This is a genomic window from Actinopolyspora mortivallis (assembly GCF_003001495.1).
Lineage (GTDB): Bacteria > Actinomycetota > Actinomycetes > Mycobacteriales > Pseudonocardiaceae > Actinopolyspora > Actinopolyspora mortivallis_A.
On record NZ_PVSR01000014.1, the window covers coordinates 46596 to 59336 of the forward strand.

At 71.3% G+C, this 12741-nt stretch carries 8 protein-coding genes; 4 read left to right on the forward strand and 4 right to left on the reverse strand.

The window, feature by feature from the left end; genetic code table 11:
* Positions 1 to 95: 95 nt before the first annotated feature.
* Together CEP50_RS10280 and CEP50_RS10285 are read right to left on the reverse strand one after the other, a co-directional pair.
* Complete coding sequence (locus CEP50_RS10280; protein ID WP_106113724.1) at positions 96 to 1166, reverse strand: hypothetical protein; 1071 nt, start codon at positions 1164 to 1166, stop codon at positions 96 to 98.
* 157 nt (positions 1167 to 1323) lie between these two features.
* A complete protein-coding gene (locus CEP50_RS10285) occupies positions 1324 to 4239 on the reverse strand; it encodes a leucine--tRNA ligase (protein WP_106113725.1) in 2916 nt (971 codons plus the stop codon).
* Between the two features lie 462 nt (positions 4240 to 4701).
* Between CEP50_RS10285 and CEP50_RS10290 the strand changes: the two genes are divergently transcribed.
* Positions 4702 to 5229, forward strand: coding sequence for an SdpI family protein (locus CEP50_RS10290; protein WP_106113726.1), 528 nt, complete (start codon positions 4702 to 4704; stop codon positions 5227 to 5229).
* 34 nt (positions 5230 to 5263) lie between these two features.
* On the opposite strand, the gene CEP50_RS10295 is transcribed toward CEP50_RS10290, so the two are convergent.
* Entirely contained in the window at positions 5264 to 5836 is a 573-nt protein-coding gene (locus tag CEP50_RS10295) for a YqgE/AlgH family protein (RefSeq protein WP_106113727.1), read from the reverse strand.
* A gap of 103 nt (positions 5837 to 5939) precedes the next feature.
* Complete coding sequence (locus tag CEP50_RS10300; protein ID WP_106113745.1) at positions 5940 to 7379, reverse strand: CCA tRNA nucleotidyltransferase; 1440 nt, start codon at positions 7377 to 7379, stop codon at positions 5940 to 5942.
* A gap of 325 nt (positions 7380 to 7704) precedes the next feature.
* Between CEP50_RS10300 and CEP50_RS10310 the strand changes: the two genes are divergently transcribed.
* From CEP50_RS10310 to murJ, 3 genes are all read left to right on the forward strand, one after another.
* On the forward strand, positions 7705 to 8238 hold the full coding sequence (locus CEP50_RS10310; protein ID WP_181188319.1) for an NUDIX hydrolase: 534 nt from the start codon (positions 7705 to 7707) through the stop codon (positions 8236 to 8238).
* A complete protein-coding gene (locus CEP50_RS10315; protein ID WP_106113730.1) occupies positions 8235 to 10667 on the forward strand; it encodes a DUF6049 family protein in 2433 nt (810 codons plus the stop codon). The genes CEP50_RS10310 and CEP50_RS10315 overlap by 4 nt, the downstream gene beginning before the upstream one ends.
* 178 nt (positions 10668 to 10845) lie before the next feature.
* Positions 10846 to 12729, forward strand: a complete 1884-nt coding sequence (gene murJ / locus CEP50_RS10320; RefSeq protein ID WP_106113746.1) for a murein biosynthesis integral membrane protein MurJ — start codon at positions 10846 to 10848, stop codon at positions 12727 to 12729.
* Positions 12730 to 12741 lie beyond the last annotated feature (12 nt).

A 12741-nucleotide genomic window follows, 5' to 3' on the forward strand; every position in this document is an offset into this window, starting at 1 on the left:
GCGGACCAGTGTGCCGCCGACAGGGGAGTTGTTCCGGGCGGCGGACGGCCGGTTGTCGGTGAAACCCGCCACTCGCGGAGGACGAGCCCGAACGGTTATTCGGGGGCGCGTTCACCCCGGTGTCCGCGCCCGGACGGACGCACCGGCGGATGCCGGCGCACCAGCAGCATCCCGCACCCGAACACCAGCTGCGCCGCGAACACCACCGCTATCAGGTCCCCCTCGAGCTCCTCGAAGCCGCCCGTGCCGTAGCCCCGCAGTACCGCCGTGGTCACGGTCATCAGCATCCCAGCGAGAGAGAAGAGCGCCACCGCGCCGAGCAGGCAGCTCCCCACCCAGCGGAGCACGGCGGCCCACCGGGAACGCGGCCTCTCGTACGGAGGGACACGCGACCACAACGAGCGCACGAGCCGGAGCCCGTATCCCCCCAGCAGCAGGCAGAGAACACCGAGCGCCGGTTCGCTGTCGTACTCGCCACCCCCCAGCAGCGCGAAACCGGCCGCCCCGAACCACCCGACCCCCAGTCCCAGGAAGAGCGCGCTCAGCGGGAACACCACGCACAGCACCGACAGCCACAGCGCGGAGCGCTCCCGCTGCCCGGTGGCCGCCAAAAGCCGACTCCGCGCGAAGGACGGCCATCCACTCTCCCCGCGTTCCCGGGCCCGGTGTCGGCGCCGCAACACCACCACCACGGCGACGGCGACCGCACCCCAGAAGAACGCGACGGAGAACTCGTCACCGGGTGCGCCCCGGTCGGCGGCCAGCATGGTGGACCCTCCGACGAGTCCGCCGAGCATCCCGGCGAGCCCGACCACGAGGGAGCCCCAGAGCAACAGCGGGGACCGCTGCCGCACCAGCCGAAGCAGCACGCGGAAGATCCTGGCGGCCAGTCTTCCCGCGAACGCCCCGGCCCGCACACGGGGGTCCACCGCTCCGGACCCGCCCACGGCGGAGGAACCGTCCCGCCGTCCCCCCTCGGGGCTCGCGGTGGTGTGGATGTGCACGTCGCCGTGGATGTTTCCGGCCTGGACGACGTTGCCGACGTTGCTCGCGGAGATGCTGTTCGTCGTCGCGGAGGAGGACCGGTCCTCGGACGGCGCGGAGGGCCGGGCGCACTCCCGCCCCTCCTCCTCGTGCCGGAGAGATTCGCGCTCCTCGTGTTCCACGGCTGCCTTCCCGTCCGGTCGCCCGGGGAAACAGTGTCGACACGCAGTGTATCCCCTCAGGACGGTCGGCAGCGGGGTTTCCGGCGAGAACGTTCGGGGCTCCGGTGCGAGTGAGAGCACCGGAGCCCCGAAGGCGACGACCGAGCGGTGGGCGGGCTCAGCCGACCACGTTGACCAGTCGGTTGGGAACCACGATCACCTTGCGCGGCTCCGCGCCGCCCAGCAGCTCCTTGATCCTGCCGTCGGCCAGTGCCGCCGCGCGCAGCTCGTCCTGCTCGGCGGAGGCCGAGACGGTCATCTTCGAGCGCACCTTGCCGTTGAACTGGATGGGGTACTCGATCGTGTCCTCGACCAGGTAGTTCTCGTCGGCCACAGGGAACGGCCCGTGCACCAGGCTCTGCTCGTGGCCCAACCGGGACCACAGCTCCTCGGCCAGGTGCGGGGTCAGCGGCGCCACCAGCAGCACCATCGGTTCCATCACCGCACGCGGCGGTCCCACCGTACCGGAGTACGCCTTGGTCACCCGGTTGTTCAGCTCGATGAGCTTGGCCACCGCGGTGTTGAACTGGAGACCGTCGTAGTCCTCACGCACCCCGGCGATGGTCTTGTGCAGCGCGCGCAGCAGCTCCTCGTCCGGTTCCTCCTCGGTCACCCGGGCCTCGCCGGTGTTCTCGTCGACGACGTTGCGCCACAGTCGTTGCAGGAACCGGTGTGAGCCGATCACGTCCTTGGTGGACCACGGACGGGAGGCGTCCAGCGGCCCCATGGACATCTCGTACAGCCGCAGGGTGTCCACCCCGTAGGCGTCGGCCATCTCCTCCGGGGACACGGAGTTCTTCAGGCTCTTGCCCATCTTGCCGTACTCGCGGTTGACCTCCTCACCGGCGTAGAAGTACCTGCCGTCGCGTTCCTCCACCTCCTCGGCGGGAACGTAGACGCCGCGCGAGTCGGTGAAGGCGTAGGCCTGGATGTAGCCCTGGTTGTACAGCCGCCGGTAGGGCTCCTCGGCGGAGACGTGCCCCAGGTCGTAGAGCACCTTCTGCCAGAACCGCGCGTACAGCAGGTGCAGCACCGCGTGCTCCACCCCGCCGACGTAGAGGTCCAGCCCGCCCGGGTCGTCCGCGCCGTGGGTGTCGGGGCGCGGCCCCATCCAGTACCGCTCGTTGTCCGGGTCCACGAACCGCTCGTGGTTGTCCGGGTCGATGTAGCGCAGCTGGTACCAGCACGACCCGGCCCACTGGGGCATCACGTTGGTGTCGCGGTGGTAGTGCTTGAGCCCGTCGCCGAGGTCCAGCTCCACCTCGGCCCACTGCTCGGCCTTGGACAGCGGGGGTTCGGGCCTGCTGTCCGCGTCGTTCGGGTCGTAGGTGCGCGGCGAGTACTCGGCCACCTCGGGCAGCTCCACCGGAAGCTGGTCCTCCGGAAGCCCCAGCGGGGTGCCGTCCTCGTCGTAGACGATAGGGAAGGGCTCCCCCCAGTAGCGCTGCCGTGCGAACAGCCAGTCCCGGAGCTTGTACTGCACGCTGCCCCTGCCGTGGCCGTTCTCCTCCAGCCAGGAGACGATCTTCTTCTTGGCCTCGTCCACGGTCAGCCCGTCCAGGCTCAGTCCCGTGTCCTCGGAGGAGGAGTTGATCGTGGTCCCGTCGCCGGTGTAGGCCCCGCCCTGGAAGTCCTCCGGCGGGCGCACCGTGCGCACGATCGGCAGGCCGAACTCCTCGGCGAACTCCCAGTCGCGCTCGTCCTGACCGGGAACCGCCATGATCGCCCCGGTTCCGTAGCTCAGCAGCACGTAGTCGGCCACGAAGACGGGCACCGGCTGCCCGTTGACCGGGTTGACCGCGTACAGCCCGGTGAACACACCGGTCTTGTCCTTGTTCTCCTGCCGTTCCAGCTCGGACTTCGTCGAGGCGGTGTGCCGGTAGCCGGACACGGCCTCGGCGGGCCCGGCGTAGCCGCCGGTCCAACGCGGGTCCGTGCCCTCCGGCCAGGCGGCGAAGCCGTCCGGGTCGGCGACGATCCCGTCGGCCAGCGGGTGCTCGGGGGCCAGCACCATGTAGGTGGCGCCGAACAGGGTGTCCGGGCGGGTGGTGAACACCTCGATCGTCTCGTCCCGACCGACCACGGGGAAGCGGACCTCGGCACCCTGGGAACGTCCGATCCAGTTGCGCTGCATCGTCTTGACCTTCTCCGGCCACTCCAGCCGGTCCAGGTCGTCGACGAGGCGGTCGGCGTAGGCGGTGATCCGCATCATCCACTGCTTGAGGTTGCGCCGGAACACCGGGAAGTTGCCGCGCTCGCTCAGCCCCTCCGAGGTGACCTCCTCGTTGGCGACGACCGTCCCCAGCCCGGGGCACCAGTTCACCGGGGCCTCCGAGAGGTAGGCCAGGCGGTAGGAGTCGAGGACGCGACGCTGCTCCCGTCGGCTCAGCTCGTTCCACGGGGTGCCGTCCGGGGTGGCGCGGGTGCCGGAGGCGAACTCCTCCTCCAGCTCACTGATCGGGCGGGCCCGACCGCGTCCCCCGTCGGCCTCGGTGTCGTACCAGGCGTGGAAGATCTGCAGGAAGATCCACTGCGTCCACGTGTAGAAGTCGACGTCGGTGGTGGCCACCCGGCGCCGCTCGTCGTGGCCCAGCCCGAGACGCCGGATCTGGGTCAGGTAGCGCTCGATGTTGTTCTCGGTGGTGGTGCGCGGATGCGTGCCGGTCTGCATCGCGTACTGCTCGGCGGGCAGCCCGAAGGCGTCGAAGCCCATCGTGTGCAGCACGTTGCGCCCCAACATGCGGTGGTAGCGCGCGTAGACGTCGGTGCCGATGAACCCGAGCGGGTGGCCGACGTGCAGCCCGGACCCCGAGGGATAGGGGAACATGTCCTGCACGAACAGTTTCTCGGCGGCGGCGTGCTCCCCGCTCAGCGGCCCCACCGGATTCGCGGCGTGGTAGCTGCCGAGTTCCTCCCAGCGTCGCTGCCAGTCCCGCTCGATCTCGCCCGCCAGCCGTGCGGTGTAGCGGAAGGGAGGGGTGTCGTCGGTGCCCGTGCCTTCCGTGCTCTGAGAGTTCCGTTCCGCGCCACTCATCGTGTGCGTTTCCTTCCCTAGTTCGTCGCCCGGACTCGCCTCCGCACTCTCCGACGACCGTCCGGTGTTCCGCCCCGAAAGCCAAAAACCCCCCATCCCGGTCCGGGCATGAGGGGTCGCCGCGCCGAGGAACCTGTCGCCTCAGCGCGGCATGGCAAGAAGTCGGGTGTCGGCCACGTCACCAGGATAACCGGTGGGTAGCACGCCCGGTGGGGCCGGGATACCTCCCCCTGCGGGGTCAACCGCTCCGCATATGACAGCGCGCCCGGCGGAGCCGGGAGAGTCGCCACGCTGATCGAGCTACGCACGCGAGAAGGTTCGGGAACCCGGAACGGACTCTCGACGGACGACCCACCGGATCACGAGAAACCTCCACGGGCACCGGCTCCACTCGATGTGCTCCGGGGCACCCGTGTGTCGCGCCGCGGGCAGCGACGGAGGACGGGGTCGTAGTCTGGCGGGGTGGAGCTCGCATTCCTGATCACCCTGTGCGCGGTCCTGGTTCTGCTCGGAGCGGCCGCGGCGACCCTGGGCCTGCGGGGGCTGCGCGGCACGCTGCCGCGCAACCGTTACGTCGGGGTGCGCACCCCGGCCGCGTTGCGCAGTGAGGACGGTTTCCGCCTCGCCAACCGTGTGGCCGCTCCCCCCGTGCTCGCCGGGGCGGCGGCGGCCGTGGTCGCCGGTCCGCTCGCCGCGGCCCTGGGACCGGGCACGACGGGCTGGCTGGTCCTCGGCGTCGGAGCGTTCGGCGCGGTGGCGCTGATCCTGGCCGGGGGAGTTCTCGGGGCCCGGGCGGCCGAACTCCTGCCCGAGGACTCGGGGTGCTCGGTGTGCGCCGCCGGGGCGGGGGCGTCCGCGGAGGGGTCCGCCACCGCGGGTGGCGGCTGCGCCGCGGCCGGGATCTGCTCGGCGGCGGGAGGTTGCGCGGCCGCGCTCGGCACGCGGGACTCCGGCTCCCCGACCGAAAGCACCTCCCTCTCGGGGCGGTGATCCTTCCCCGGGCCGGACGGCTCAGCGGGGGTCCTCAGTTCAGCTGGACGTCACCGGGGTGGGTGGCCAGGAAGGCCAGCGGCGGCCCCTGCCGGCGCAGCACCCGTCCCCACAGGTCGGTGGCGGAGGCGGCGATCACGTCCTCGGGAAGAGCGGGGATCACGTGCCAGTCACCCCGGTCGATCTCGCTCTCCAGCTGCTGCTTCCCCCACCCGGCGTAGCCGGCGAAGAACCGGAGCCCCCGGGTGCGCGCGGCCAGCTCCCCCGGGTCGCCGTCGAGGTCGATCAGTCCCACCGGTCCGTCCACACCGACGATTCCCTCCGTACTCTCGGGGTCCACGCCGGTGCGCAGCGTGGCGAGACAGATGGCGGTGCGCTGGTCCACCGGCCCGCCCACGAACAGGGAACGTGGTTCGCTGGAGAACTCCCCCCACTTGGGCAGCACGTCCGCCACCGGTATCTCGCTCGGCCGGTTGAGCACCACCCCGAGCGTGCCCTCCTCGTGGTGGTGGATGACGAACACCACGGTGCGGCGGAAGTTCTCGTCGTACAGGGTCGGCGCCGCCACGAGCAGCGTTCCCGGTTTCACGTCCGCGTCGGATCCCACACCGGCATGATCTCACCCGTTCCCGGCTTTCGGGACCGCCGTAACGTGACCGGGTGTCGTACCGGGGGACGCACGCCCCACGGTCGTGTTCCCCCGGACGGGCTCACCCCAGCTCCTCAGGAGGTTCGACTCCCTGCTCGCGGGCCCAGCGGTACAGCTCGGCCACCGCCTGTTCGCGTCCCAGCGGCCCCTGGTCCAGTCGGAGCTCCTTGAGGTGCCGCCAGGCCTTGCCGACCAGCGGCCCCGGTTCGATGCCCAGCAACCGGATGATCTCGTTGCCGTCCAGGTCCGGCCGCACCCTGGCCAGGTCCTCCTCCTCGGCGATGCGCCGGATGCGCGCTTCGAGATCGTCGTAGGAGCGTTGCAGCGCGCGCGCCTTGCGCCGGTTCCTGGTGGTGCAGTCGGCCCGCACGAGCTTGTGCAGCCGCTGCAACAGGTGACCCGCGTCGTTGACGTAGCGCCGCACGGCCGAGTCGGTCCAGTTCCCCTCGCCGTAACCGTGGAAGCGCAGGTGCAGGTAGACGAGGTCGGAGACGTCGGAGACGATCTCCTTGGAGTAACGCAGTGCCCGCAGCCGTTTGCGGGCCATCTTGGCGCCGACCACCTCGTGGTGGTGGAAACTGACTCCGCCGCCCGGTTCGAAGCGACGCGTCGCGGGCTTGCCGATGTCGTGCAGCAGGGCCGCCAGCCGCAGCGTCAGGTCAGGCTCCCCGTCGGGGTCGGCGGCCCGTTCCAGCTCCACGGCCTGGTCCAGCACCACCAGCGAGTGCAGGTACACGTCCTTGTGCTGGTGGTGCTCGTCGATCTCCAGCCTCATGGCGGGAAGCTCGGGCAGCACGTGGTCGGCCAGCCCCGTGTCCACCAGCAGCTCCACCCCCTTGCGGGGGTACTGGCCGCACAGGAGCTTGGACAGCTCGGTCTGCACGCGTTCGGGGGTGATGCGTGCGATCTCGGCCGCCATCTCGCGCATCGCGGTGAGCACGCGCTGCGTGGGGTCGAAACCGAGTTGGGCGGCGAACCGCGCGGCGCGCATCATCCGCAGCGGGTCGTCGGCGAAGGACTCCTCGGGCGGGGCGGGGGTGTCCAGCCACTGCCGGATCACGTCCCGCAGGCCGCCGTGGGGGTCGACGAACTCGCGCCGGGAGAGCTCCACGGCCATCGCGTTGACGGTGAAGTCCCTGCGGAGCAGGTCCCCGTCGATCGAGTCGCCGAAGACCACCTCGGGGTTGCGGCTGGAGCGGTCGTAGGTGTCGGCGCGGAAGGTGGTGATCTCGACCGTGGTGCCCTTGCGGTAGGCGCCGACGGTTCCGAACTCGATCCCGGTGTCCCAGACGGTCTCGGCCCAGCCGTCGAGCAGCTCCAGCACCCGTTCGGGTCGTGCCTCGGTGGTGAAGTCCAGGTCCGCGCCGACCTGGCCCAGCAGCGCGTCCCGGACGCTGCCGCCCACGATGTAGAGCGAGAATCCCGCGGCGGCGAACAGCCGTGCCAGCTCCTCCACCACCGGTGCCCGGCGCAGCAGTTCCTCGATCGCGTTGCGCTGCACCGTGCGCGCGGCCTCGGCGTCGGAGACCGTCGCCCGCGCGGGGGGCTCGGAGGGGCCGTAGTCGGACTCGGCGGGGTCGAACACGGATGGGGCCACGGTGAACCAGGGTATCGACCGCCTCTCCCGCCCCGGTGACCGTCACCGTTCCGTCGCCGCCCGGTCGAGCGCGACCACCCGTGAACACGTTCCGCGACGATGCCAGGATCGGCGGTGTCCGGTCCGCTCCACGACCCGGGCGGGGGACGGGGTGGTCGTGCGACACGGCGGACGACGGTGCGTCGTCGACAACGACGGTTGACCGCCGAATCGCATTACCATCGGTCGTATGCCTCCCTCGCCCGGTGGTTCCGGCGGATCCAGACCGAAGCGTCGGAGCCCGCGCCGGCGACGCAGGTTGCGGACGGTGGACGAGACGTCGGCGGGCGGGCTGGTGGTCGACGCGTCGCAACGACACGCCGCCGTGATCGGGAGGTTGGACCGTCAACGACGACTGCTGTGGTCGCTGCCGAAGGGACACATCGAACCGGGGGAGACCCCCGAGGAGACCGCCGTCCGCGAGGTGGCCGAGGAGACCGGCATCATCGGACGGGTCATTCGCCCGATCGGGACAATCGACTACTGGTTCGTGGCCGACAACAGGAAGGTGCACAAGACCGTGCACCACTTCCTGCTCGTGGCCGTGGGCGGCGAGCTTTCCGACGAGGACGTGGAGGTCACCGAGGTGGCATGGGTGCCGCTGGGTGAGCTGGACGGGGTTCTGGCCTATGCCGACGAGCGCAGGCTCGTGCGGCACGCGATCGCGTTGTTCGGGCGCGGTCCGGACGACCTGGAGTTCGGCAGCTGGACGGAGCACGGATGAGCCCACGGCCGGGCAACGCGTTCCCCCGGGTCCCCGCGCGCGTGCGCACACCGCTGAGAACCGCGCTGGTTCTCGTGGTGGGGGCGCTGCTGACGGTGCTCACCCCCGTGGTGCCCCCGGCAGGCGCGCAGTCGGACGGACGGATCAGCATCGACGTGTCCTCGGTCACGCCCGAGGTGGTGCGCGAGGGTTCCGGGAAGACGCTCAGAATCAGCGGGGCGCTGTACAACACCGGCGGTCGGCCGGTCAGCGACCTGCAGATGCGGCTGGAGCGGGGCGAGCCGAGAGCCACACGCGCCAGCCTGGTCACGGCGCTGCGCGCGAACGCGACGACCTCCACCCGCACCCACTTCACCACGGTGGCCGAGCGCATCGGCCCCGGACAGCGCTCCCGGTTCGAGCTGCGCGTCGAGCTGACCGGCAACGGCCCGGACGGGCTGGGCGTCGACCGCCCCGGGGTGTACCCGCTGCTGCTGAACGTCAACGGGGACCTGGCCCCACGGCGCAGGGCCCGCGTGGCCACCGAGCGCTTCATGCTGCCCGTGCTCTCCCTGCCGGGGCGCTCGGCCACGCCGCCGGAGCAGAGCACGCGGATCACCACGCTGATCCCGCTGGTGGACCGCCCCCACCTGGCCCAGGAACAGCTGCCCGGGCGGCCGACGATCCTCACCGACGACCGGCTGGCCACCACGCTGGCCCCCGGGGGACGCCTGTTCGAACTGGTCCGCTCCGTCTCCGAGAAGGCTCCCGCCGACTCGAAGCTGGGCGAGGGGATCTGCCTGGTCATCGACCCCGACCTGATCGTCACGGCCCGGGCCATGGCCGGGGGGTACCAGGTGCGCGGCGAGGACGACGAGCTCGTCGCCGGAAGCGGCGCGGAAGCGGCGAAACGCTGGCTGGACGAGCTGCGGGACACCGTGCGGGGACGCTGTGTGATCGCCCTCCCCTACAGCGACGCGGACGTGGTCGCCCTCACCCGTGCTGGGCTGCCCGACCTGTTGCGGGGCTCGCTGGACGGCGGCGCGCTGGTGGAGCGTGAACTCGGTGTCCGGGTGCGCGAGGACGTGCTCTGGCCCGCCGACGGCGCGCTCGACGGTGCCACGGCCTCCCGGTTGGCCGACACGCCGGTGCGCACCGTGCTGATGCACCCCGAGTCGCTGGCGGCCCCCGCCGGCTCGTTGGAACCGGTGCGGGTGCGTACCGATGGCCGGGACTACACCCCCACGGCCCGGTTGGTCGACCCGCTGGTGGCCGACGCCCTGAACCCCGCCCGGGGACAGCAGGCGGGGGGCTCGACCGGAACCGCTCCCGTGGGGGACGGGACACCGTCGGTGCTCAACGGTCTCTCCGCGTTGGCCTTCCGCAGCACCGTGGCCACCGTGGACAGCACCACGCTCGTCGCCCCGCCCCGGCGGTGGGACCTGGACGGCGACGAGGTGGACGGTTTCCTGGACGGACTGAAGGCGCTGGACGAGGCGGGCTTCGTGCGCCCCGTGCCGCTTCCCGAGGAGTCCGCTGCGAAGCGGGACGAGGGCGGTTCCCCCTCGGGAACCTCCGCCTCGGCGGCGGGCGACTCCGCGTCCCCGGTCGCGCTGACCTACCCGGGGAGCAGCGCGCGGCGGGAGATTCCCCGCTCCGTGCTGGACGACCTGGCGGCGCAGAACTACAGGGTGGGCCAGTTGTTCGGTGCCTCCGAGCGGGAGCCCGCGCTGAACGTCGACCCGGCCAGCGTGACCACACCGCTGCGCAACGGACTGCTGCACGGTGCCTCCAGCGCCTGGCGCGGCAACGAGCGGGCCGCGGCCCGGTGGGTGGAGATCGCGGCCCGCACGGTGGAGGGGGTGCTGAACGGGGTCCACATCGCCGACTTCGACTGGCAGATCACCCTGACCTCCTCGAACAGCAAGATCCCGGTCACGGTGCGCAACGACCTCCCGGTCAACGTGCGGTTCAGGCTGCACGTGGACACCCCGCCGGGTGTGCGGGTGGACGACCTCGGGGTGCTCAGGGTGCCCGCGAACGGGAGCAGACCCTTCCTGCCGGAGACCACGGTCGAACGGTCGGGCAAGTTCACCGTCGACGTGACGCTGCGCACCGAGGGCGGCACCAAGCTCGGCCAGACCAGGCGGATGCGGGTGGACTCGAACGCCTACGGCACCGTTCCCGTGATCCTCACGGTCACGGGTGCCGCGCTGCTGGTGCTGCTGTCGGCGCGCCGCATCGTGCGCCGGTTCCGCTCCCGCGGCGACGGCGGAACCGACCCCTCGACGCCGGGGGAGAGCGAGGCCACAGCGGAGGAGGCCAACCCGGCCGGTCCCGAGGCGTCCTCCGGGCGGGAGATCCCCGACGGGGACGGCCCCCGGGCCGCCGACGAGGAGGCTCCCCCCGCCGAGGAACCGACCGCCGACGGTGATCCGCGGCGGGACTGAGAAGGTGACACGGCGGAACGTCCACGCACGGGCCCGCCTCTCCCGCACACGGCGGGCCCGGTGAGTCACCCCCTCGGCGACCTGCCTCCGGACGCGAGCGACTCCACGGGTGCCGCTCGGCTAACCTGGCCGGGTCGCACACGCACGGGGGCGCACACCGAACGAAGGATCTGAGTTGGTGAACGGAGACGAGCGCGCCGAGGCGCTCCGGCCCGGGGAGGCCGGCGCGGAAACGGCTCATCCCACCGAGCCGATTCCGCGGGTGGCCGGACCGGCGCCCACGCCACCGTTCGGCGGGGACGGCTCCTCCGGCGATCCGACCGAAACGACCCAACCGATCCCCGTGTTCGGCCGAGTGGTGGACGAGGCGCGCCCCGAACAACACACCGAGGTGATCCCCCAGGTGGCCGAGTCGCACGGAGACGGGACCGCCGAGTCCCCGGAGACGACGCGGGACGACGGCGGTTCGGGCAAGCAGTCCCTGCTGCGGGCCAGCGGTTCGATGGCCGTGGCCACGCTGGTCAGTCGGATCACCGGTTTCGGCTGGAAACTGGTGCTGGCCTACACCGTGGGCTTCGGGGTGGTCAACGACTCCTTCACCGTGGCGAACACCCTGCCCACCAGCATCTTCGAGCTGCTCATCGGCGGGGTGCTCACCAGTGTGATCGTGCCCGTGCTCGTGCGGGCGCAGAAGTCCGACGCGGACGGCGGACGGGCCTACGTCCAGAAGCTGCTCGGCGCGGCGGGGCTGGTGCTGGCCGTGGGGACGCTGCTGTCCATGCTGCTGGCGCCGGCGCTGGTGTGGCTGTACATGGGCGACGGGGACAAGGCCAGTCCCGAGCTGGCCACCGCCCTGGCCTACCTGCTGCTTCCCCAGATCGCGTGCTACGGGGCCAGCGCCCTGTTCGGCGCCCTGCTGCAGTCCAAACGCGTCTTCGGACCACCGGCGTGGGCACCGGTGGTCAACAACGTGGTCATCCTGGTCACCCTGGTGATCTACCGGGCGCTGCCCGGGGAACTGACCCTGAACCCGGTTCGCATGAGCGACGCCCACCTGCTGACCCTGGGGATCGGGGTCACCTGCGGTGTGCTCGCCCAGGCCTGCGTGCAGCTGCCCGCCCTGCGGCGGACCGGGCTGAGTTTCCGCCCGCGGCTCGGGTGGGACTCGCGGCTGTCCGAGTTCGGCGGGATGACGCTGTGGATGCTCGGCTACGTCGGGGTTAGCCAGATCGGGCTGCTGTCGCTGTCCAGGGTGGCCACCGCCTCCGACCCGGGTGCCTGGTCCATCTACAACTACACGTGGATGCTGCTGCAACTGCCCTACGGCGTGATCGGCTTCTCGGTGATGACGGCGATCCTGCCGCGTATGAGCGCGGCGGCCGCCGACCGGGACCACGCACGGATGATCGACGACCTGTCCCTGGGCAACAGGATGTCCACGGTCTCGCTGCTGCCGATCAGCGCGATGATGACCGCGCTGGGGGTGCCCACGGCGGTGGCGCTGTTCTCGGTGCGGGACGGCAGCGGCTCCACCGAACAGCTGGGGATCGCGCTGGCCGCCTCGGCCTTCGGGGTGCTGCCGTTCGCGATCACCATGATGCAGATGCGGGCCTTCTACGCCCTCAAGGACGCCCGCACCCCCACATTGATCATGGTCGTGATGACCGTGGTCAAGGTGCTGATGGCCGTCGCGGTCGGGGAGCTGGTCCCCTCCGGGGACGTGGTCGTCGCCCTGGCCTTCACGAACTCGTTCACCTTCGTGGTCGGCTCCCTGGTCGGGGAGTTGTGGCTGCGCCACCGGCTGGGTCCGCTCGGAAGCGGGCGGTTCCTGGACACCCTCGGTCGGACCCTGGTCGCCTCGGTGGCGGGGGGCGTGCTGGCCTGGCTGGTCAGTCGCGCCCTGCACGGCGTGCTCCCCGCCGGACCGGTGACCGGGTGGGCGCAGCTGGTACTCGGCGGTGTCACCGGACTCGTCGCCGTGTTCGGTGTGATGTGGCTGCTGCGGGTGTCCGAACTGCGCCCCGCGTTCGACCGAATCACCGGTCTGCTGCGTCGCCGCTGACGGCGGCGTCAC

Coding starts and splice junctions, on each gene's coding strand:
- CEP50_RS10285 (WP_106113725.1), bottom strand. CDS start 4,239: ATGAGTGGCGCGGAACGGAACTCTCAGAGCACGGAAGGCACGGGCACC.
- CEP50_RS10310 (WP_181188319.1), top strand. CDS start 7,705: ATGCCTCCCTCGCCCGGTGGTTCCGGCGGATCCAGACCGAAGCGTCGG.
- CEP50_RS10315 (WP_106113730.1), top strand. CDS start 8,235: ATGAGCCCACGGCCGGGCAACGCGTTCCCCCGGGTCCCCGCGCGCGTG.